18 protein-coding genes are annotated in these 20,937 nt (G+C 72.1%); 9 read left to right on the top strand and 9 right to left on the bottom strand.

All coding sequences use genetic code 11. The features are described from left to right. Positions 1 to 16: 16 nt before the first annotated feature. Positions 17 to 691 (bottom strand): pyridoxamine 5'-phosphate oxidase, encoded by a 675-nt coding sequence (gene pdxH, locus ACFV6X_RS08375; protein WP_365457179.1) that lies wholly within the window; start codon positions 689 to 691, stop codon positions 17 to 19. A gap of 423 nt (positions 692 to 1,114) precedes the next feature. Between pdxH and ACFV6X_RS08370 the strand changes: the two genes are divergently transcribed. Next, positions 1,115 to 2,215, top strand: coding sequence for a citrate synthase 2 (locus ACFV6X_RS08370; protein ID WP_385379935.1), 1,101 nt, complete (start codon positions 1,115 to 1,117; stop codon positions 2,213 to 2,215). A gap of 728 nt (positions 2,216 to 2,943) precedes the next feature. Next, complete coding sequence (locus tag ACFV6X_RS08365) at positions 2,944 to 4,392, top strand: PAS domain-containing protein (RefSeq protein WP_385379451.1); 1,449 nt, start codon at positions 2,944 to 2,946, stop codon at positions 4,390 to 4,392. Between the two features lie 28 nt (positions 4,393 to 4,420). On the opposite strand, the gene ACFV6X_RS08360 is transcribed toward ACFV6X_RS08365, so the two are convergent. Further along, positions 4,421 to 5,176: an SIS domain-containing protein gene (locus tag ACFV6X_RS08360; protein ID WP_385379448.1), complete on the bottom strand. Its 756-nt coding sequence runs from the start codon at positions 5,174 to 5,176 to the stop codon at positions 4,421 to 4,423. A gap of 253 nt (positions 5,177 to 5,429) precedes the next feature. On the opposite strand from ACFV6X_RS08360, the gene ACFV6X_RS08355 reads away from it, so the two are divergent. Both ACFV6X_RS08355 and ACFV6X_RS08350 read left to right on the top strand, forming a co-directional pair. Further along, positions 5,430 to 6,122, top strand: coding sequence for a metal-dependent transcriptional regulator (locus tag ACFV6X_RS08355; RefSeq protein ID WP_020130217.1), 693 nt, complete (start codon positions 5,430 to 5,432; stop codon positions 6,120 to 6,122). Between the two features lie 632 nt (positions 6,123 to 6,754). Further along, complete coding sequence (locus tag ACFV6X_RS08350; RefSeq protein ID WP_385379445.1) at positions 6,755 to 7,654, top strand: alpha/beta fold hydrolase; 900 nt, start codon at positions 6,755 to 6,757, stop codon at positions 7,652 to 7,654. Positions 7,655 to 7,684: 30 nt separating this feature from the next. On the opposite strand, the gene ACFV6X_RS08345 is transcribed toward ACFV6X_RS08350, so the two are convergent. From ACFV6X_RS08345 to ACFV6X_RS08330, 4 genes are all read right to left on the bottom strand, one after another. Continuing rightward, on the bottom strand, positions 7,685 to 8,059 hold the full coding sequence (locus ACFV6X_RS08345; RefSeq protein WP_385379443.1) for a hypothetical protein: 375 nt from the start codon (positions 8,057 to 8,059) through the stop codon (positions 7,685 to 7,687). A gap of 194 nt (positions 8,060 to 8,253) precedes the next feature. Beyond that, positions 8,254 to 9,843, bottom strand: a complete 1,590-nt coding sequence (locus tag ACFV6X_RS08340; RefSeq protein WP_385379440.1) for a transporter — start codon at positions 9,841 to 9,843, stop codon at positions 8,254 to 8,256. Continuing rightward, positions 9,840 to 10,631, bottom strand: a complete 792-nt coding sequence (locus ACFV6X_RS08335; RefSeq protein WP_385379437.1) for an ABC transporter ATP-binding protein — start codon at positions 10,629 to 10,631, stop codon at positions 9,840 to 9,842. The genes ACFV6X_RS08340 and ACFV6X_RS08335 overlap by 4 nt, the downstream gene beginning before the upstream one ends. A gap of 39 nt (positions 10,632 to 10,670) precedes the next feature. Next, entirely contained in the window at positions 10,671 to 11,333 is a 663-nt protein-coding gene (locus ACFV6X_RS08330) for a bifunctional DNA primase/polymerase (RefSeq protein WP_385379434.1), read from the bottom strand. 310 nt (positions 11,334 to 11,643) lie between these two features. Between ACFV6X_RS08330 and ACFV6X_RS08325 the strand changes: the two genes are divergently transcribed. Together ACFV6X_RS08325 and ACFV6X_RS08320 are read left to right on the top strand one after the other, a co-directional pair. Next, positions 11,644 to 13,029: a transcriptional regulator gene (locus tag ACFV6X_RS08325; protein ID WP_385379431.1), complete on the top strand. Its 1,386-nt coding sequence runs from the start codon at positions 11,644 to 11,646 to the stop codon at positions 13,027 to 13,029. Between the two features lie 200 nt (positions 13,030 to 13,229). After that, on the top strand, positions 13,230 to 14,972 hold the full coding sequence (locus tag ACFV6X_RS08320) for a hypothetical protein (protein WP_385379428.1): 1,743 nt from the start codon (positions 13,230 to 13,232) through the stop codon (positions 14,970 to 14,972). 28 nt (positions 14,973 to 15,000) lie between these two features. On the opposite strand, the gene ACFV6X_RS08315 is transcribed toward ACFV6X_RS08320, so the two are convergent. Further along, entirely contained in the window at positions 15,001 to 16,308 is a 1,308-nt protein-coding gene (locus ACFV6X_RS08315; protein WP_385379425.1) for an ABC transporter substrate-binding protein, read from the bottom strand. Between the two features lie 117 nt (positions 16,309 to 16,425). On the opposite strand from ACFV6X_RS08315, the gene ACFV6X_RS08310 reads away from it, so the two are divergent. Continuing rightward, positions 16,426 to 16,944 carry a hypothetical protein gene (locus ACFV6X_RS08310; protein ID WP_385379422.1) on the top strand — a complete coding sequence of 173 codons (519 nt, stop codon included), beginning with the start codon at positions 16,426 to 16,428 and terminating at the stop codon, positions 16,942 to 16,944. Between the two features lie 40 nt (positions 16,945 to 16,984). Continuing rightward, a complete protein-coding gene (gene purU / locus ACFV6X_RS08305; protein ID WP_385379419.1) occupies positions 16,985 to 17,878 on the top strand; it encodes a formyltetrahydrofolate deformylase in 894 nt (297 codons plus the stop codon). 444 nt (positions 17,879 to 18,322) lie between these two features. Here the strand turns inward: purU and ACFV6X_RS08300 are convergent, their stop codons facing one another. Both ACFV6X_RS08300 and ACFV6X_RS08295 read right to left on the bottom strand, forming a co-directional pair. After that, positions 18,323 to 19,513: a maleylpyruvate isomerase N-terminal domain-containing protein gene (locus tag ACFV6X_RS08300; RefSeq protein WP_385379933.1), complete on the bottom strand. Its 1,191-nt coding sequence runs from the start codon at positions 19,511 to 19,513 to the stop codon at positions 18,323 to 18,325. 101 nt (positions 19,514 to 19,614) lie between these two features. After that, positions 19,615 to 20,187, bottom strand: a complete 573-nt coding sequence (locus ACFV6X_RS08295) for a sigma-70 family RNA polymerase sigma factor (RefSeq protein WP_385379417.1) — start codon at positions 20,185 to 20,187, stop codon at positions 19,615 to 19,617. 346 nt (positions 20,188 to 20,533) lie between these two features. Here ACFV6X_RS08295 and ACFV6X_RS08290 point away from each other — a divergent pair, with 346 nt between their 5' ends. Further along, a complete protein-coding gene (locus ACFV6X_RS08290; protein ID WP_385379414.1) occupies positions 20,534 to 20,914 on the top strand; it encodes an STAS domain-containing protein in 381 nt (126 codons plus the stop codon). Positions 20,915 to 20,937: the final 23 nt, after the last annotated feature.

Here is a 20,937-nt window from a genome sequence, read left to right as displayed (position 1 = left end):
CCGGGCCCCGGCCACCTCACGGACTGAGCCGCTCCACCCGCCAGCCGCCGTCCGGCCTCGACGTGTACCGGAGACGGTCGTGCAGGCGGTTCTCCCGGCCCTGCCAGAACTCCACCGTCCGCGGCGCCACCCGGAAGCCGCCCCAGTGCACCGGCACCGGAACCTGCTCACCCTCCGGATAGCGGGCCGCGAGGTCGGCGTACGAGGCCTCGAGCTCGGCCCGCGAGCCGATCACCGACGACTGGGCGCTCGCCCACGCACCGAGCTGCGAACCGTGCGGACGGGTGCGGAAGTACGCGGCGGTCTCGTCCCGGCCGGTGCGCCGCGCCACGCCCGTCACGATCACCTGGCGGGCCATCGTGTACCAGGGGAACAGCAGCGAGACGTGCGGGTTCCCGGCGAGATCGCCCGCCTTGCGGGAGTCGTAGTTCGTGTAGAAGACGAAGCCCGCGTCGTCGAAATGCTTCAACAGCACCGTCCGGGAACTCGGCCGGCCCTCCGCGTCCGCCGTCGAGACCACCATCGCGTTCGGCTCGAACAGCCGGCCCTCCGTCGCGGCCTGCTTGAACCACCGCGCGAACTGCTCCACCGGCGTGGCGGCCAGCTCGGACTCGGACAACCCCTCCGCCCGGTAGTGCTTGCGCATCGCGGCGGGATCGGGCGCAGCGGGGACGGCGTGTTCGTCGGTCACCCGGTCATCTTGCCGTATACACGCCGGGCCGTCGGTATGGTGGCGTTCGTCACGCAGTGGCACTGAGTGCCGTCACCTCTCCCCAAGGGTGGCACCCGGGGATATCGTGCAGATGCCGTTCCGTTGGGTGACCGCCCGTCCCACGGGGCATCACCCCCATGACCGCCCAGGACCGCGAGTCCGCGACCGACCGTGGATCCTCCGGGCGATCACTCGTTTCCACACCTGAAACACGGTCACCACAACCCGCACCATCGGTCACCCGTCACCACTGGCTACACGCTCGTACCCGATCACCCGATCACAGTCGGCAAGCCGGCCACCACCGGCACCACCGGCAGCCCGGCCACACCCGCACACACACGGGGTGCCGCACCACTCCCGTGGCCCACAACCGCCTGTCGTACACATCCGAGGAGCCGCCTGATGTCCTTCGTACCCGGACTCGAGGGAGTCGTCGCGTTCGAGACGGAGATCGCCGAACCGGACAAGGAGGGCGGCGCCCTCCGGTACCGGGGCGTCGACATCGAGGACCTGGTCGGTCAGGTCTCGTTCGGCAACGTCTGGGGCCTGCTCGTCGACGGGGCCTTCAACCCCGGCCTGCCGCCCGCCGAGCCCTTCCCCATCCCGGTGCACTCCGGCGACATCCGCGTCGACGTCCAGTCCGCCCTCGCCATGCTCGCACCCGTCTGGGGCCTCAAACCCCTCCTTGACATCGACGCCGAACAGGCCCGCGAGGACCTCGCCCGCGCCGCCGTCATGGCCCTCTCCTACGTCGCCCAGTCCGCCCGCGGCCAGGGCCGCCCCATGGTCCCGCAGAGCGAGATCGACAAGGCCGGAACCGTCGTCGAACGCTTTATGATCCGCTGGCGCGGCGAGCCCGACCCCAAGCACGTCGCCGCCGTCGACGCCTACTGGACCAGCGCCGCCGAACACGGCATGAACGCCTCCACCTTCACCGCCAGGGTCATCGCCTCCACCGGCGCCGACGTCGCGGCGGCCCTCTCCGGCGCCGTGGGAGCCATGAGCGGCCCCCTCCACGGCGGCGCCCCCTCCCGCGTCCTCGGCATGATCGAGGAGATCGAACGCACCGGCGACGCCGAGGCATACGTCAAGCAGGCCCTCGACAAGGGCGAACGCCTCATGGGCTTCGGCCACCGCGTCTACCGCGCCGAGGATCCCCGCGCCCGTGTCCTGCGCCGCACCGCCCGCGAACTCGGCGCCCCCCGCTTCGAGATCGCCGAGGCCCTGGAGAAGGCGGCCCTGGAGGAACTCCACAACCGCCGCCCGGACCGGATCCTGGCCACGAACGTCGAGTTCTGGGCGGCCATCATGCTCGACTTCGCCGAGGTCCCCGCCCACATGTTCACGTCCATGTTCACCTGCGCCCGCACGGCGGGCTGGTCCGCCCACATCCTCGAACAGAAGCGCACGGGCCGTCTGGTCCGCCCCTCCGCCCGCTACATGGGTCCCGGCCCCCGCGACCCCCGCTCCATCGAGGGCTTCGACGACATCGCCCGCTGACCCCCGAAGGCCCCTGACGCAGACGACCCGCGAGTCTGGTTCCTCCAAGGAGGGGCCGGCCGGACGTACCGGCGACTCGCGGGTCGGGTGACTGCTGGAGATTGGGCCGGCTGCGTGTATGTCGCACACGCTGGTCCGGCACCGCACTTCGTGTGGTGACGGGCCGCTAGCCCGCAGCCACCTCTTCCGTCCGGTATGCGTACATCTGCCGAACCACCTCCCTTCTGAAGTACCTGCAACCCTAAGAACCGCTCGGCCACCGATCAACCGGTTTTCCGGGAATTCGGCACCAGCGATTCGCGCCGGTACCGCCCACCTGCCCGCGCCTACGGTGCCTGTGGAGCTGGAGAACGCGCACGTCGGTGAGGTGCTCTCGCCCGGGTGCTGCCGGAGTGGGGGCGGGGTCGGGCGCGTGCTGGTGCCGGGGTGGTGGAGACCTGTGTTCTGGCGACCCACGCGGACGGTCTGCGCTCCGCCGAGTCGCGTGGGTTCGCCGAGGTTGACCGGTATGTGCTCCCGGGGGCCGGGGTGAGTGGGTTGACCTGCGGCTTTCGGTCATCGAGAGTGAGTGGGCGGTTGTCCCTCGGTTGTCGTGCGGTTTTCCGCCGCACAACGATTCCCGCAATCTTGCGGGAACCATATGTGGGCTGCGTCACGTTCGAGTTGAATGATGGCAAGTGAACGAACCGACGCGCCGCTCGTGCTGACGCAGCCTGCAGGGGGTCCAGGTGAGTGCTTCCCGGCGTAGTGGGACCACGGACGAACTCGGACCGGACGAGCCCGGTCCGGAGGGACCCGACGGCCCGGAGGGGCCCGAGGGTCCGGACGGACCTGAGGGGTCGGGTGGTTCGGATCTGCTTGCCGCCCTGCTGGACGGCATGGACGCGGCGCTGTGCGCTTTCGACGCCGACGGCGTCGTGACGCACTGGAACCGCGAGGCCGAGCGCATTCTCGGCTGGACGGCGGAGGAGGCTGTGGGCCGGCCCGGCTTCGCCGGGTGGGCGGTGCGCAGCGCCGACGCCGAGGAGGTCGAGGGGCGACTGCTGTCCGTCATGAACGCGCCGGGCCGCCAGGTGCACGAGTTCGCGTTGCTGACGAAGGACGGCGGGCGGGTGCTCGTGCGGACGCAGTCGGCGGCGGTGCGGGGGCCGGACGGCAAGCCCGCGGGCGTGTACTGCGCGTTCAGCGAGGTGCACGCGCAGATCGATCTCGAGCGGTCCATCGCGCTGAGCGAGGCGTTGTTCGAGGACGCGAGCTGGGGAGTCGTCCTGGTCGACGCGGATCTGCGTCCCGCGGTGGTGAACGCGCACGCGGCCCGCGCGCTGGGTATCGGGCGTACGGCCGTGCTGGGGCGGCCGCTGGGTGAGCTGCTGGCGCAGGGTGTGGAGGAGCTGGAGAGCGCGCTCACGCATGTGCTGGGTGAGGGTGCGCCACCTGCTCCGGCCGAGATCTGGGTGAGTGTGCGCACGCCGGAGGGCGAGAAGCGGCGCTGCTGGCGCAGCGGTTTTCTGCGGCTGGCCTCGCCGCTGGCGGAGGAGCCGGTTCCGCTTGGCGTGGGCTGGCTGTTCCAGGACGTGACGGAGGCCAAGCAGGGCGAGCAGGAGGCGGCGCTGCTGCGGTTCCGCAGCAATCAGCTGCACCGTGCGGCCCGTACGGCCGCCGACTGCGAGGATCCGGCGGAGGCGGCGACGGTCCATCTCGACTTCGCCCTGGCCGGCTTCGCGGACCACGCGCTGATCGACCGGGTGGCGGGCGGTGCGCTGTCCGACGGGGAGTCGGTGGGGCCGGTCCGGCTGGTACGGGTGGCGGGCACGCCCTCGGGCGCGCCGGGGCCGAGCCTGCTCTCGGGGCACTCGGGGCTGCCGACGCGGTACGGCGAGGGGCATCCGGCGTTGCAGTGCGTGGAGCGGATCGGCACCGTGCGTGCCAGCGTCGGCAGTGTGTCGGCCGAGCAGGCGCGCGCGTGGGCGAAGTCCCGGCAGTGGCCGGCGGACTCGGTGCACGCGCTGTGCGCGGTGCTGCGCAGCCGGGGCCGGACGCTGGGTGTCGTGACGTTCCTGCGGGGGAGCGGGCGGAGCGCCTTCGAGCGCTCGGACACGGTGTACGCCGAGGACGTGGCCGTGCGTATCGCGACGGCGCTGGACCTGGCGGGGCTTGTGGGGGAGCGCCGCGACTGAGTGGGGCCCGGGTCGAGCAGGCCCGGGTTCAGTGTCGGTAGAAGATGCGGTCCCCGTACTCCTCCAGCACCCGCCCGTTCCAGTCGTGGCCGCCGTCCACGTTGCCGGAGCGCAGCAGCGGGGGCTCGATGCCTCGTTCGGCGAGGTCCACGGCTGCCGTGGCCGTGACGGCCTGGAGGAGGGCCGCGGTCACCACCGTGGAGGCGGGGGCGAAGGGGGCGGGGACGGCGTCGTGGGTGAGTTCCGCGTCGCCGACGGCGATCTTCGAGTCGAGGACGATGTCGCAGTGGTCCTTGAGGTACGTCCCGGAGGAGTGCCGTGACGACGTCTCGGTGGCGTACGCGACGGAGGTCACGCCGATCACCCGGACGCCGAGGGCACGGGCTTTGAGCGCCATCTCGACGGGGAGGGCGTTGCGGCCGGACAGGGAGATGATCACGAGGGCGTCGCCCGCGCGCATCGGTGAGCAGTCCAGGACGGCGGTGGCGAGGCCGTCGACCCGCTCCAGGGCGGAGCCGAGCGTGGCGGGCATGACGTCGACGCCGACGACGCCCGGCACGACCAGCAGGTTCATCAGCGCGAGCCCGCCCGCGCGGTAGACGACGTCCTGCGCGGCGAGCGAGGAGTGCCCGGCGCCGAAGGCGAAGAGTCGGCCCCCGGAGGCGACGGTGTCGGCGAGGAGCGTGCCGGCGGCGGCGACGGCCTCGGCCTCCTCCGCGCGGACACGCTGCAGCAGACCGATCGCGGCGTCGAGGTACTGGTCGGCCGGCGTGCTGTCGCCCATGTGAGCTCCTTCGCTCCGCTGTCACGCTCTCGCAGTGTGTCGCGGATCACGGTGCGGTCTGGACCAGTGGGATGTCAATACGGGCGTGGAGGCGGCGTTCGTGCCGCGCGCCCCACGGTCACGTATCAGCATGTAACCCCCGGTTTCGCCGCCGCGGCACGGTTGTCGGTGGTATCCGGCAGAATTGAGGCCAGGGCCAGCGCACGCGCCGGAGAGCGGTCGAGCCTCCGGCAGAGCTAATCAAGGGGCACGTATGTCCGGACTGATCGACACCACGGAGATGTATCTCCGCACCATCCTCGAGCTGGAAGAGGAAGGTGTGGTCCCCATGCGTGCCCGCATCGCCGAGCGGCTGGACCAGAGCGGGCCGACGGTGAGCCAGACGGTGGCGCGCATGGAGCGCGACGGTCTGGTGTCCGTGGCCAGCGACAGGCACCTGGAGCTCACGGACGAGGGCCGCAGGCTGGCGACGCGGGTGATGCGCAAGCACCGCCTCGCGGAGTGTCTGCTCGTCGACGTGATCGGCCTGGAGTGGGAGCAGGTGCACGCCGAGGCCTGCCGCTGGGAGCACGTGATGAGTGAGGCGGTGGAGCGCCGGGTGCTGGAGCTGCTGCGCCACCCCACCGAGTCGCCGTACGGCAACCCGATCCCGGGCCTGGAGGAGCTGGGCGAGAAGGACGGCGCCGATCCGTTCCTGGACGAGGGCATGGTCTCGCTGGCCGACCTCGACCCGGGCCTGGAGGGCAAGACCGTCGTCGTACGCCGTATCGGTGAGCCGATCCAGACGGACGCGCAGCTGATGTACACGCTGCGCCGGGCGGGTGTGCAGCCCGGTTCGGTGGTGAGCGTGACGGAGTCGGCGGGCGGTGTCCTGGTGGGCAGCGGCGGCGAGGCGGCCGAACTGGAGTCGGACGTGGCCTCCCACGTCTTCGTGGCCAAGCGCTGAGCCGGCGGCCTGCGGGGTGCGCGACGCGCCGAGCTCTCCGCTCGCCGGGTCGCACTGCTCGATTTCTCAACTCCTGGACGGCGGCGGGTAGTTGCGCGTCGTCGTCGGCCTCGGCGGGGACGGGCAGCCGCGTCTTGCCGATCTCGTCGAATCCTGGACTCGGTGTGCCGAATCGCAGCGCCGGGCCGTCGGGCGTGCCAGGCTGTCGCCTGAGCGGAGGGTCTGAGGGGCGGGGTGGGGATGTGGCGGAGTCGTGTGGAGGGCCCCGGCGCCGTGTGGCGCCGGGGCCTGTCCTCCCCTGTTCTGACCCGGAGCCCCGAGCTCCCAGGGTCATCCCCCTCGGACCGTTTTTCCCCGAGCGGTCCGCCTCCCGCTGAAGATCTCCCCTGGGGCGCCGGGATCATTCCTCGAGTGGCGTCACTCAAACGAGGGGTGTTGCCCGCAGAAAGCCCATTCTCGAATGCCCATTCGATAGTCTGCAGGGGCAGAACCGGTCCCGTGGGGCACACGGTACGACCAGTAGGACAAGTTGAGCCAGTAGAGCCGGCAGGGGTAGTAGAGCCGTAGGGCGAACAGCACGGCTAGCACAGGTACGAGCGGGTCCGAGCGGAGCTTGGGGGGTGCCGGCACCAATGGCGCGACGCATCGACGTGACGGGGGCGGGCGGCGTACGACTCGCGGCCTGGGAGTACGGAGACCCGCCCAAATCCGGCCCTGACCCGGCGACGCCCGGCCCTGGCATCCTGGCCGGCGGTTCCGACCCGTCGCCCGGCGTGCTGTTACTGCACGGCCTGATGGGCCGCGCCTCGCACTGGGCCTCCACGGCCCGCTGGCTGTCCGGACGCCACCGCGCCGTAGCGCTGGACCAGCGCGGCCACGGCCAGAGCGAGAAGCCCCCACAGGCCGCGTACACCCGTGAGGCGTACGTCGACGACGCCGAGGCCGCCCTCGAACAGCTCGGCCTCGCCCCCGCCGTCCTGATCGGCCACGCCATGGGCGCGCTCACCGCCTGGCAGCTCGCCGCCAAACGCCCCGACCTGGTCAGCGGCGTGATCATCTGCGACATGCGGGCCTCCGCCCTCGGCGCCGCCTCGCAGCGCGAGTGGGCCGGCTGGTTCGCGTCCTGGCCCGTCCCCTTCGCCACCCTGGCGGACGTGCGCAAGTGGTTCGGCGAGGACGACCCCTGGGTGGAGCGGCCGAATCCGGCCCGTGGCACCTTCTACGCCGAGGTGATGCACGAGTCGCCGGACGGCTGGCGGCCCGTCTTCGACATCGAGCAGATGCTGAAGTCCCGCGAGACCTGGGTGTACGACGCCCACTGGGACGAGCTGGCGCAGGTGCGCTGCCCCGCCCTGGTCGTCCGTGGCCTGGACGGCGAGCTCGGCCGGGCAGAGGCCCAGGAGATGGTGCGTGTCCTGCCGCGCGGGCAGTACGCCGAGGTGGCCGACGCCGGCCATCTCATCCACTACGACCAGCCGGAGGCGTGGCGGGCGGCGATCGAGCCGTTCCTGGAGTCGGCGTTCGGTGCGTGACGGGCGCCGAGGCCCCCGGCGATGCCGGGGTCACTTCCCCGTGACCGTCAGGAACCCCACCGCCCCGGTCGTCACCAGCAGCACCCGAAGCAGGCACCAGCGCCGGGCGGTGTGCGGGGCCGCGCGGATCTGCCAGACGTGGGCCATGGCGAGCAGCCGGCGCACGTACGGATCGGTGCGGGCGACGTCGGCGCGGGCGCGGGCCAGGTGGCGGCCGAGCAGCTCGCGTCGGTGCGGGTCGGGTTCGGCGGTGATCGCGCGCTGGATGTTCGCGGCGACGGTGCGGTGCCGCGGCAGGTCGTCCACGCCGGTGGCGGCGGAGCCGAAGAAGTCCGAGGGCGCGGCGTCGATCAGCTCTCGCAGGCCGCGCACGGCCGGGTCGGCGAGCGTGGCCGTCGTGGTCACCGGCGGCTCCAGCATGCCGGACCTGCCCGCCCCGCACGAGCCCGAGCAGCGCCCCGCCCAGGTTGACCAGCCGCAACCGGGTGCATCGGATCGTGGACCGGGGTGTGGTCGAGCGCGGCGCGGGCGTGCCCCACGGCCTCCTCCAGTAAGCCCGCACGGCAGGCGGGCAACAGGAGTCGACGTCGGCCGACGGCTCAGCCCTTGCTGACCGCCGCGAGGATCTCCGGCAGCCGCTGGGCGGTGCGCGGCGCGGCCAGCCGGAGGCCGAGGCAGGTGAGCATCGCCCCGTACGCCGTCCCGACGGGCAGCAGCAGCCAGGTCCACGCGTCGCCGTCCGCGCTGGCGTTGATCAGGATGGTCAGCACGATGACAGGCGCGCACAGCAGGGCCGCGGCCACCATCCCGCCGAAGATCGAGATCCAGGCCAGCCCGACCTGGCCGGGGGCCACGTTCTTGTAGCCCTCCTGCGGGATGGAGTACGGGAAGCGCGCCGAGGTCCACGCCCCGGTCGCCAGCATCGCGCCGAGCAGCGCGAACGACAGGCCCAGCACCTCGGGCAGCTTGGCCCAGTCACCGAGCAGCGCCGTGGTCAGGACGGTGACGAGAAGGGCGTACGGCAGGGTGATCAGCAGCAGGGCGTAGGCACGCGCGCGCAGTTCGACTGCGGCGTCGCGGGTGGACGAGATGGTCATGGCGACCATCCAGAACGCGGACGTGTCCTGCCCGAACTGGTTGTACATCTGGATGCCGAGCATGCCCGCGGCGAAGCACGCGAAGTAGATCGACCCGGTGCCCTGCAAGGCGTTGAACACGGGCACGATCAGCCCGATGGCCAGCGAGGTCACCCAGGCCGCCTTGGTCTTCGGGTCGCGCCACACGTAGCGCAGGCTGCGCTCCATGACCGTCCCGGTCCGCCCGCCCGGCAGCAGCCGCGCCGGCCCGCCCGAGGACCGGTCGCGTACGGCGGTGTCGGCCATGGCCTGGATCGTCGACCCGTCCGGCGAGGTCATCAGCCGGTCCAGATGCCGTGCCCACACCGCGATGAGCGCCACCAGGGCCAGCGCGGTCAGGGCGAGTTGGGCGGCGGCGACGCCGTACGAGCCGTGGCCGGCCGCGTCCACGGCGCCGAGCGCCGAGGCGGGCGGTATCCAGCGCAGCACGTCGGCGGCCGGTTCGAGCTGCCCCAGACCGGCCGAACCGATCCGCTGCGCACCGAAGTTGACGACCTGCGCGCCGACCGCGATCACGAGCCCGCTCAGCACGGCCAGATCGCGCCCCCTGCGGCTGGTCAGCAGCCGGATGTTGGCGGCGGCGACGGCCCCCGCGAGGGCCACGCAGACCAGCAGCGCCAGCACGGCGGCGACGACTCCTACGACGTACGCCGCCGTGCCGCGCGCCACCGCGATCACGGAGCCGACCAGCATGCACACGGTGAACAGGGGCCCGATGCCGACCAGGGAGGCCGCGAGCAGCGCCCGCACCAGCGGCCGGGCCCGCAGCGGCAGCATGACCAGGCGGGTGGGGTCGAGGGTCTCGTCGCCGCCGGGGAAGAACAGCGGCATCACCGCCCAGCCCAGCGCCAGTACGGCGACCAGCAGCACGATCACGGCGTCGGCGTGGTCGTTGCCGCGCAGCAGGACCAGGCCGAGCAGTTGCAGCGCGGCGAAGAGCAGTGCGAGGACCGCGGAGGCGATGTAGGCGGCGCGCCGACCGGCGGACTGCCGCAGGCCGTTGCGCAGCAGGGACAGCTTCAGCTGTACGAGGGTTGCCGTGGTGCCGGTCATCGGGCGCCGCCGCCGAGCCAGTCCAGGTCGGAGCCGGCGTCGCGGTCGTGGGCGCCGACGAGTTCGAGGAAGGCCTGCTGAAGCGTGGGGGCGTCACCGCGGACCTCGGCGAGCGGGCCGTGGGCGCGGATCCGGCCGGCGGCCATCACGGCCACCCAGTCGCACAGCGACTCGACCAGCTCCATCACGTGGGAGGAGAAGACGACGGTGGCGCCGGAGGCGGTGTACCGCTCCAGTACGCGCCGGATGGTCTGGGCGGACACCGGGTCGACGCCCTCGAACGGCTCGTCGAGGAACAGCACTTCGGGGTTGTGCAGCAGCGCGGCGGCGAGTCCGATCTTCTTGCGCATGCCGGTCGAGTAGTCGACGACCAGCTTGTGCTGTGCGCCGGCCAGGTCGAGGACGTCCAGCAGTTGGGTGGCCCGCTTGTCGACCTCGGCGCCGGGCAGACCGCGCAGCCTGCCCGTGTACGCCAGCAGCTCCCGGCCCGACAGCCGCTCGAACAGCCGCAGTCCCTCGGGGAGCACCCCGATGCGGGCCTTGACCTCCACCGGGTCCCGCCACACGTCGTGCCCGACCACCTCGACGGAGCCATGATCGGGGCGCAGCAGCCCGGTGACCATCGACAGCGTGGTGGTCTTTCCGGCCCCGTTGGGCCCGACCAGCCCGATGAACCGCCCGGCGGGCAGCTCCAGATCGATCCCGGAGACGGCGACGTGCTCCCCGAAACGCTTCCAGAGCCCTCGTACGCGTACGGCGGCTGTCCCCGCCTCTGCTCCCTGGTTCATGGGAGCACCCTAAGGGGAGCCCTGTCCCGTGGGACCTGGTCAGCGGTCCCGTCCGCAGGCGTACGCGAGCGGGGAGATCAACTCCTCGGCGTCCGGCAGCCAGCGGTTGGCGGGGGTGGGGCGGCAAACCCACTGGACGGCGCCGCGAGAGCCGAAGCGGGTGGGGGGCGCGGCGACATAGCCGCCCTCGCCCAGTGCGGCCAGGTCGAGCGACCCGATCGACCAGCCCAGCTTCCGGACCAGATCGGAAACCTTCACGGACGCGCCCGGCAGCACGAAGAACTGCATCCGCCGGTCCGGGGTCAGCGTCACCGGTCCCAGCGTCAGCTCCATCCGCTCCATGCGGGCCAGAGCCAGGAACCCGGCGGTCTCCGGCACGGAGATCGCGTCGAAGGTCCGGCCCGTCGGCAGCAGGATCGACGCGTTCGGCTGCTTCTGCCACATCCGGCGCGCCACCGTCGCGCTGCCGGTCGCCTGCGTCTCCCAGTCCGGCCGTGCCGGATGCGCCCCCGGCGCACCGCACGCGGCGTCGCCGCAGGAGCAACGCTGCACCCCGCCGACGGCTTCCAGCCAGGTGCCGGGGAACACGTCCCAGTGGCGCTCCTCGGCGTAGCGAACGGCGGTCTCCAGCAGCGATTCGCCGCGCTGCTTCGGAATCTGTGCGGCTTCGGTGGCCGGGATCGTCTTTTCCACGCTCAACACAACTCCCAGCCCCACCGCGGGTTACGGCCGGACCGCGCGCGGGGGAGGAGCATCGATTCGGCATCCGGGGCGCATGGGTGCATGTCCGGGGGCGCGCAGGAGGAACCGCGGCGGGAGCTGGGTAGCCAGGTGTGGGGTCGGCAACCGCCGGTACCCCGGCAATCCTCGCATGCCTCGCATTTTCGGTATGTCCGCGGGGCATTGATCTTCACGGCCGGAATTCCTCGCTCCCGCAGGGCGGGGGGCTCGGGTCCTGGAAGACACGACAACTCGGTGTGCGGGCAGGCACCGCAGCCTCAGGGGGTACGCCATGGCCGCAAGGCCTCTCGTCGCACGGCAGCCGAACGAACGGCTGCAAGCGCTCATCCAGGAAGCGGGTTGCTCGAACGCCGGGCTGGCCCGGCGGGTCAACATGTGCGGCGCCGAGCACGGTCTCGACCTGCGCTACGACAAGACGTCCGTGGCCCGCTGGCTGCGGGGACAGCAGCCGCGTGGCCGCGCGCCGGCGATCATCGCTGAGGCGCTCGGCCGCAAGCTCGGCCGTACGGTCACGATCGACGAGATCGGCATGGCCAACGGCAAGAACCTCGCCTCGGGCGTCGGCCTCCAGTTCTCGCCGACGGTACTGGGAGCCATCGAGCAGGTCTGCGAGCTGTGGCGCAGTGACGTGGGGCGCCGGGACTTCCTGTCCGGTTCGTCCGTCGCGGCCTCCGCACTGGTCGAGCCGAGCCGCGACTGGCTGATCTCCGCGCCCGACGCGCAGGTGGCGCGCTCGGCGGGCCCGCGCGTGGGCCAGTCGGACGTGGCGGCCGTGCGCGCGATGACGCAGGCCCTGGTCGACCTGGACCACCAGTACGGCAGCGGGCATGTGCGCCCGGTCGTCGTGCACTACCTCAACAGCGTCGTCTCGGGGCTGCTCGCCGGCTCGTACCGGGAGTCCGTCGGGCGGGAACTCTTCGCGTCCGTGGCGCGGTTGACCGAGCTCGCCGGGTACATGGCGGTCGACACCGGGCAGCCGGGCCTCGCCCAGCGCTACTACATCCAGGCGCTGCGGCTCGCGCAGGCCGCCGGTGACCGTGGTTACGGCGGCTATGTGCTCGCCGCGTCCATGAGCCACCTGGCCGCGCAGCTCGGAAACCCGCGGGAGATCGCCCAGTTGGCGCGGGCGGCACAGGAGGGGGCGCGGGGGCGCGTGACCCCGCGCGCGGAGGCGATGTTCCTCGCCGCCGAGGCGCGCGGGCACGCTCTGCTGGGCGACGCGCGCGCCGCCCAGGCGGCCGCCGGGCGAGCCGTGACCGCCATGGAGCAGGTGGACGGCGCCTCCGGCGACGACCCGGCGTGGATCGCGCACTTCGACGAGGCCTATCTCGCCGACGAACTGGCCCACTGCCATCGCGATCTCGGCCAGGCCGAGGCGGCGGCGCGGTGCGCGCAGGAGTCCCTCGACGGCCACCCCGAGTCCCGGGCGCGCAGGCGGGCGATCGGCTATGTGCTGCTCGCCACGGCACAGGTGCAGCAGCGCGAGATCGAGCAGGCCTGCCATACGGGGCTGAAAGCGGTCGAACTGCTGGAGACCCTCCGCTCGAACCGGGGCGCCGAGTACCTGGAGGACTTCCAGCAGCGGCTTGAGCCGTTCCAGGAGGAGTCCGTGGTAAGGGAGTTCGGGGCGCGGCTGGACCTCCAGGCTGCCGCGTGAAGTATGCCTCGCGCGGGCGTGAACGCGCGGAGAACGAGGGCGCCGGGAGCCGGAGGTGACATAAGCAGCGTGCCGCGGGCCGGTTTTGTTACGGCGGTCACAGGGCATGAGGTCAGGTCCTGTGCTGCGTGGCGACCGGCTCGGGGGACCCGGTAGCGTGAGCCGACGATTCCGATGGTCCCCCATTTGTAGGAGCCCCGGTGACGCAGAGTGGACAGGGCGAGCAGCCCTCGGCGCGGCCCGCGCGCGAAGGCATCGTGCTGCCCTCCGACGGTGGCGAACCGCTGCTGCCGGGTATGACGGGCGGAGCCGCCGACCAGCCCGCGGGGCCGCGGCACGGCGCCCCGCAGGGCGGCTCCGCCCCGGCCTCGGCGCCGCCCGGCGGCCAGGCCTGGGGGCAGCCGTGGGGCCCCGAACAGCACCTGGCCCCGGCCCCGCAGCCGGGCCAGGACTGGCAGACCCCGCCCGCCGACCCGTGGCAGGCGCAGCAGCCCGCCCCGTGGGCGGCGCAGGACCAGCCGGGCGCGCTCCCCCAGGAGGCGACGCCCGGCCAGCCGTACGGCAACGACCCGCAGGCGTCCTACGGGGCGTACGGAACGCCGGGCCAGGGCCCCGCCCTGCCCACGCCGGGCGCGGCGCCGCTGCCGCCCGCCGGTCACGGCGCACCGATGCCGCCGGCCGACGACGGGGCGACCCAGTACATACCGCCGGTCGCGGCCGCGCCCGGCGACGAGGGGGCCACGCAGTACATCCCGCCGGTCGGTGGCGGTCACTACCCCGCCCCGGGCGGCCCCGGGAACGAGGGTGCCACCCAGTACATCCCGCCCGTCACCGGTGCGCCCGGTGACGGAAGCGCCCACCGGTACGCGCCGCCCATGGCCTCCGGCGACGAGGGCGCCACGCAGTACATACCGCCGGTCGGGCCCGGGGCCCTGCCGCCCGAGATGCCGTCCGGTGGACCGGCGGACCGGCCCGCCGAGACGACGACCTACCTCGGGCGGGCCCAGGAGGACGGCGGAGGGGCCGGACCGATGCCGTCCGGATCCGACGCCGACGCGACGCAGTACATCCCGCCCGTGCCCGCGCAGGGGGCGTACGGGGACCGGCAGCCGCCCGCCGAGTTCGACAACCTCTTCCGCGGCGGACCCGGCGGCGACGGCGGCCAGGCCGGCGCCACCCAGCACATGCCCCGCTACCAGGGGCCGCCGCAGAGCACCGGACACGCCTCCCCGCAGCCGTCCTACGACGCTCCCGGCCCGGCGCAGGGGCGGCGGGCCTCCCGGGGCTCCCGGGACGGCGGTGGCCGCACCGGCTCGAAGGTGCCGCTCATCGCGGCCTGCGGCGTCGCCATCGCCGTGGTCGGCATCGGGGCCGGCGCGTTGCTCGCGGGGGGTGGCGACGGTGAGCAGGACAAGGACCCTCAACCCGTCTCCGCCTCGGCCCCGGCGAGCAGCGAGGCCTCCGGCTCACCGTCCGCCGACCCGGCGAAGGAGCAGGCCGTCGCCCTGGACAAGCTGCTCGCCGACAGCGGTGACAGCCGGGCCACGGTGATCAGTGCCGTCGGTCAGGTGAAGTCGTGCGGCAACCTCGCCCAGGCCGCCCAGGACCTGCGCGGCGCCGCCGAGCAGCGCAACAGCCTGGTCACCCAGCTGTCGGGGATCTCCGTCGACAAGCTGCCCGAGCACGCCGCGCTGACCGACGCGCTCAACAAGGCGTGGAAGGCGTCCGCCTCCGCGGACAACCACTACGCGGCCTGGGCCGACCAGGTCGCCGGGCAGAAGGGCAAGCTCTGCAAGAAGGGGCAGGCCCACAGCACCGGCCAGACCGCCGCCGGCAACCGGGAGAGCGGCATCGCCACCACGCAGAAGGCCGAGGCGGCCAAGTTGTGGAACGCGATCGCCAGGACCTACGGCCTGACCGAGCGCCAGCCGACCCAGTTGTGAGGTGACCCGGGCGCCGGGCGCCGGGAGGTCATTCCTGGTTCTCGGTGCCCTGGAGGGTCTTCGTCACGTCGATGGCGCCCTGGCGGTCCGCCACCAGCTGGCCCTCCTTGACCACCTGGGGGGTCACGTCGGTGTTGACCAGGCGCGGCAGGCCGACGGAGGCCAGCACGTCCTGGAACTGCCAGCGCAGGGTCGGCGTGAGCCCGCCCGTGGTGACCTTGAATCCGTCGTCCAGGGTGCGCCGTACCGTGTCCGCGGAGACCTCGCCGTCACCGAGCGCCTTCACGACGGCCTCCAGGACGGTGTACGCGATCCAGGTGGTCTGCACGCCCGCGTCCGCGGGGTCGATCCGGGTGTCGGTGAAGGCCTGCTCGCGGATGACCTTCTTCATCCCGTCCCAGCGCTTGTCGGTCTCCACCGGGTACCAGCCGGTGATGTACGCCCCCTCGTAGGGGCTCGACGCGCCACCGGTGGCGTCGATGACGGTCTGGTCGACGCTGCCGAGCACGGTGCCCGTGCGCACGTCGGGGTACTCCTCGCGGTCGCGCCGGAAGGAGTCCATGAAGGTGTTGGTGCGGTCGCCGAGGGCCGGCACCACACAGCCCCGCTTCCCCGGGTCCTCGGTGGCCCGGGTCAGGGCCTGCTCGGACTGCGCGGAGAACTCGGTGGCGTCCTCGGCCGCCCGAAGGTCGGTCACGTCCGTGTGACCGCCCGCCTCGAGGCCCGAGTTGAGCAGGTTGGGAAGTTCGTCACCCGCGATGGTGTCGGGCCGGACCAGCGTGACCGGGCCGCAGTCGCTCGCGAGTTGCCTGCCGAGGCCGGCCAGCAGCGCGGGCTGGCCACCGTTGACCGGGTAGGAGAGCGGGCTGGTGAACTCGGCGTTCGTGATGCCATAGCCACCTATGTACGGTATGCCCGCTCCCTCCAGGATCGGGAAGAACGTGTCGGCGAACTGGCTGTAGGAGCCGACGACCGCGGCGACCTTCTGCTTGACCGCGCGGCGCGCGCACTTCGCGGCGTGCACGCTGTCGTTGCGGTCGTTGCAGATCACGACCTTGAGCTTGCGGCCGTTGATGCCGCCGTCGGCGTTGACGTGGCGGGCGTAGGCGAGCGCCAGGGCCGGCATGCCGGGCTTGTTCGTGGTGTTCGTGTCCTGCGGTGCCCAGGTCATGACGGTGATCGGGTCGTCCCCGGTGCCCCCCGGCAAACCGGGGACGACCCCGCACCCGACGGCGAGCGAGGCACACGCCACCAGGGCGCCCGCCGCGCGCAGGGCTTTGACGGGCCTGGTGAGGGCGGGGAGGAACGTGCTGCGGGTGCGTCGCCTGCCGGTCATGGACCCGCACGATTCCGTCACATCGATAACCTCTGAGTGACCCTTGCTCAACAGGAGGTGACGTCCAGGTGAATTACGGGGTCCGGTGAACGGCGCGTGGCGAGGAACGTACGATCGATGACCGTGCAAGGTGTGCAAGGAGTACAAGGTTCGGTGAACCCTTCCCGTCGCGGGCATCGCTCATCCACGATGGGTGGCATGCCACTGAACGACATGCCGTGGTGGCGCTGGCGCAGCAATGTGCGCTCCGCGCTGCACATGCTTTCCGATCCGGTGTTCCAGCGGGACGTCTGGCTTGCGGGCGCCGAGGGGTACGGGGACGTCACCGACGCCGTGTACCGGCTGGTCGAGGACACCTGGCTCGATCACTGGTCCGCCGAGAAGTACGTCGGGACCATATTCCGGGACTCGCAGGAGGCCGCGCTGATCGACACCGCGGTGCTGCGGGTGCTGCGGATCATGCACCAGGTGGGGCCGGACGCGCCGGTGTCCTCCTACATGGAACATCCGGCCTGGCCGGAGGCGGTGCGGGCGGCTCGGGACGCGCATGTGCGGATGGCGGTGAGCGACGGGGAGGATCCTGACGGGGCGCCTCGGACGCTTGAGGTGCTGCGGATCCTGACGCGGTCGGCCTAGGGTTTCTGGCTGCTCAGGTCCGTGTGGGACCCTGTGGTGCATGAACGAGCAGCCCAACCGAGCCGCGGCCGAGACGGCCGCGCCGGCCGACCAGTACGTCCTCACTCTGTCGTGCCCGGACAAAAAGGGCATCGTGCATGCCGTGTCGAGCTACCTGTTCATGACCGGCTGCAACATCGAGGACAGTCAGCAGTTCGGTGACCATGACACGGGGCTGTTCTTCATGCGGGTCCACTTCTCGGCGGATGCGCCGGTGACGGTGGAGAAGCTGCGGGCCAGCTTCGCGGCGATCGGTGACTCGTTCCGCATGGAGTGGCAGATCAACCGGGCCGACGAGAAGATGCGCATTCTGCTGATGGTCAGCAAGTTCGGGCACTGCCTGAACGATCTGCTGTTCCGGGCGCGGATCGGTGCGCTGCCTGTGGAGATCGCCGGGGTGGTGTCCAACCACACCGAATTCGCGGAGCTGGTGGGTACTTACGGGATTCCGTACCACCACATTCCGGTGACGAAGGACACCAAGTCGCACGGGGAGGCGCGGCTGCTGGAGATCGTGCGGGAAGAGGGCGTGGAGTTGGTCGTTCTGGCCCGCTACATGCAGGTGCTCTCCGACGATCTGTGCAAGCAGCTGAGTGGGCGGATCATCAACATCCACCACTCGTTCCTGCCCAGCTTCAAGGGCGCCAAGCCGTACCACCAGGCGCATGCGCGGGGTGTGAAGCTGATCGGTGCGACGGCGCACTACGTCACGGCGGATCTGGACGAGGGGCCGATCATCGAGCAGGAGGTCGAGCGGGTGCGTCACGATGTCACCCCGGATCAGCTGGTCGGGATCGGGCGGGATGTGGAGTGCCAGGCGCTGGCGCGGGCCGTGAAGTGGCACGCGGAGCGGCGGATTCTGCTGAACGGGCGTCGGACGGTCGTGTTCGCGTAGGCCGTGGCGCGCCGCCATGCCTGCCATGCCTGCGGCGCCTGTGCGGGTCCGGTGGGGGTGCGGGTAGCGCCTTCTGTCCGGGGGGTGGGTCGGGGCCGTGCCGGGGGGTGTCCGTCCTCGGAACGGCGCGGAATCGGTCACTCACCGACGCACCCGTGTTGACGCGCCAACCGCTGCGGGCGGACACCCCCCGACACGACCCCTTCGCGCCGCGCGCGACTGCGGCTCCGTGGGCCGGCCCCTACTCACTGCGGGCGGGTGCGGCGCCGTGCGACCGGCTCCGGAGACGGCCCCTTCGCGCCGTTCACGGGTGTGGTTGTGTGGGCACGGCCCCTTCTCGCTGTGGGCGGGTGCGGCGCCGTGTGCGCTCGGCTTCGGTGAGTGCCCGACCTGCCGGCACTGTCCCTTCTCGCCGTGGGCCACTGTGCTACTGGTGGGTGGGGGCTACATGCGGCTCAGGGAGGCTGCTGCGAGGAGGACGTCTCTGATGGCCTCGCGGTCGCCCAGTTGGCCCGCTGCTGCCTCCTCGGGGGAGACGTGGCCCGCGGCCAAGCGGCAGAATTCGACGCCGTCCAGGGCGACATGGGCCACCTCGTGCTCGGCGGAGCCCACCTCCGCGGGGGAGTCCAGGGGGATCAGCCACTCGCCGCCCCCGGAGCCCTCGATCTCCAGGCGGAGGGTGCGGCCGGGGGTGCCGGCGGGGACCAGGTGGCGGTGGGTCCGGGCGGGGCTCGCCAGGCCCGCGCGGCGGCGTTCCGCGAGGGACGTGGGCAGCAGGCGGGCCGCGAGGTCGATCATGCGGTTGAGGTGGCGGGCCGACGGCGGGTCGTAGGGGTAGTCCACCGCGTCCGCGATGTCCTCCGCGTGCACCCAGCACTCGAAGGCCCGCTCGATCATCGCGTCGTGCAGCGGCAGCTCGCCCACGCCGTACGGCACGCCCAGCTTGCCCTCGGTGCCGCCGGTGAAGGACGCCGTGCGCACGATGCCGTGGCCCTGTTCGCGCCAGGGCGCCCGGACGGTGCGGGTCGGCGGGAAGTGCGAGGCCCGCCAGTACGCCTCCGTGCGGGCCGTCGGCGTCGGCGGGTCGGCGTCGGTGTCGCCCAGGGGGTCGTCCAGGCCGAGGGCGACGGCGATCAGGCCGTCGACCGCCAGGAGGTGGGCGATGACGCCCGCGACGGTCGTCCGGCGGCTGGCCGGTTCCGTGCCGTCGAACCAGCGCAGCCGTACCGGCGCGTGCCACTCGGCGTCGCCGAAGTCCTGGAGCAGGGCGTCGAGGCGTGCGGTCTCGGCGTCGTAGGGCCTGGCCCACTCGGGGACCGGGATGCGCGGTGGCCGCCGGTCCAGGCAGGTCGCCAGGACGCGGGTGCGCAGGCCCGGGTCGAGGTCGAGGCTGTCGGGGCGTTGCAGCAGGCCGACCGCCTCGCGCAGCCGCCGCGCCTCGTCGGCGCAGTTGCCGCACAGTCCCAGGTGGTCCTCGACGGCCAGCGTCTCCTCGGGGGAGCAGGCGGCCAGCGCCCACGCGCCCAGCAGGGACTTCAGGACGTGGTGTTCCAGGGGCGGGTAGGACGGCTGGAGGGTGTCCAGGGCGGGGAGGGGCAGGCCCGTGTCCTCCACCGAGGCCCTTGGCATCGGTATGCGGGGCTGGTGGGCGGGGGTGTGCGGCTCGTCCTCCTTCTTCTCCGCGCCGTGCTCGTGGTGCTCGTGCTCGTCGGGCGGCTCGTGGTGTTCCGGGTCCGTCACGCCGCACCTCCGTATCCGGGCGGTGCGTCGGCGTCGTGGGCCGTCGCGAGGAGTTGCAGGCCCAGACGGAGGCGGCGGCGTGCCTCGTCCTCGGTGATGCCGAGGTCGGTGGCGGTCTGGCGGTAGTCACGGCGCTGGAAGTAGGCGCGCTCCAGGGCGGCGCGCAGCGGGGCGGGCATGGACTGGACGATGTAGTCGGCGCGGGCGGCGACGGAGGCGTGGCGGACCTTGAGCTCCAGGTCCTCGCTGGAGCCGTGCCCGCCCTCCGCGAGGGCCGCGGTCTCGGTGGCGCGCAGGCGCTGCACGGCCAGGCGGTGGGTCAGGGTCGCCACCCAGGAGCGGAGGGGGCCCTGCTTGGGGTCGTACGCCTCGGGGTGTTCCCACAGGTGTATGAAGACCTCGCGGGTGATGCCGTCGGCGGCCCGCTCGTCGTCGAGCACGCGGTGGGCCAGACCGTGCACGAGGAAGGCGAAACGGTCGTAGAGCTCGCCGAGGGCGGCCGCCTCACCGCGTGCGAGTCGCTGCTGCATCTTGCGGTCCCAACGGGGCGGTGCGTCCTTCTTCGTCATGCGGCCCCCTCCCCGTGATTCGTCCCGGTGTCCAGCCTGCGTCCATCGCCACCTCGAATGTAGTCGGCACGTCGGACAACGCACGCCCCTTTGTGTCAATGCGCGCCCCTCGACCAGTCGCAGGTGATAGTGCGCTTTCGCGCCGCGCCTACCCACCGCGTACAAGACCAGACCTGATCGAACAGGATCGAATGCGACTGAATCAAGCCTTTTCCGTTTGGGTTTCGTTTCCGGCAAGGTGTTTCAGGGAACGGCCGCTGGGCAGCCGCGCCGCAAGGAAGCGTAGGGACTGGTTCCGTTTCCGGGCGGTTCCGGCTGTTTCCCGCACGTTCCGGCGACGAAGGGCATGGTGGTGGCGTTCAAGGTGACCGGCGGCGAGCAGGGCGACTGGGCCGTGCTCCATGTGTCGGGCGAGCTGGACCTGGTGACATCGCCGGTGCTACGTCAACGGGTGCACGACGCGGTGGCCGAGGGCCGCCACAGTCTCGTCCTCGACCTCTCCGAGGTCTGGTTCTGCGACTCCAGCGGTGTGGGTGTGCTGATCGCGGCCCGTCGGCTGCTGCGCTCCTGCCAGGGGCGGCTGCGGCTGATACTCCCGGCCCAGGGCGCGGCCGACGGCTCGCACGTCAACCGTGTGCTGGGCGCACTGGGGGTTCGGCGGCTGTTCGACGTCCACCCCGACCTGACCTCCGCGACCGCGGACGACGCCGGCCCCCTCTCCGCGTGAACTCTCTGCCACACCGTTGTTCC

The sequence above is a fragment of the Streptomyces sp. NPDC059861 genome (genome assembly GCF_042731435.1).
Lineage (GTDB): Bacteria > Actinomycetota > Actinomycetes > Streptomycetales > Streptomycetaceae > Streptomyces.
Note: the sequence above shows the minus strand (reverse complement) of the source record. Positions and strands in the feature narration are given on the sequence as shown.

Bases quoted from the DNA above. Each gene is read 5' to 3' on its own strand.
- ACFV6X_RS08350 (WP_385379445.1), top strand. From the start codon at position 6,755: ATGGCGCGACGCATCGACGTGACGGGGGCGGGCGGCGTACGACTCGCG.
- ACFV6X_RS08335 (WP_385379437.1), bottom strand. From the start codon at position 10,631: ATGAACCAGGGAGCAGAGGCGGGGACAGCCGCCGTACGCGTACGAGGG.
- ACFV6X_RS08340 (WP_385379440.1), bottom strand. From the start codon at position 9,843: ATGACCGGCACCACGGCAACCCTCGTACAGCTGAAGCTGTCCCTGCTG.
- ACFV6X_RS08295 (WP_385379417.1), bottom strand. From the start codon at position 20,187: ATGACGAAGAAGGACGCACCGCCCCGTTGGGACCGCAAGATGCAGCAG.
- ACFV6X_RS08310 (WP_385379422.1), top strand. From the start codon at position 16,426: ATGACCGTGCAAGGTGTGCAAGGAGTACAAGGTTCGGTGAACCCTTCC.
- ACFV6X_RS08355 (WP_020130217.1), top strand. From the start codon at position 5,430: ATGTCCGGACTGATCGACACCACGGAGATGTATCTCCGCACCATCCTC.
- ACFV6X_RS08360 (WP_385379448.1), bottom strand. From the start codon at position 5,176: ATGGGCGACAGCACGCCGGCCGACCAGTACCTCGACGCCGCGATCGGT.
- ACFV6X_RS08325 (WP_385379431.1), top strand. From the start codon at position 11,644: ATGGCCGCAAGGCCTCTCGTCGCACGGCAGCCGAACGAACGGCTGCAA.
- ACFV6X_RS08290 (WP_385379414.1), top strand. From the start codon at position 20,534: ATGGTGGTGGCGTTCAAGGTGACCGGCGGCGAGCAGGGCGACTGGGCC.
- purU (WP_385379419.1), top strand. From the start codon at position 16,985: ATGAACGAGCAGCCCAACCGAGCCGCGGCCGAGACGGCCGCGCCGGCC.
- ACFV6X_RS08315 (WP_385379425.1), bottom strand. From the start codon at position 16,308: ATGACCGGCAGGCGACGCACCCGCAGCACGTTCCTCCCCGCCCTCACC.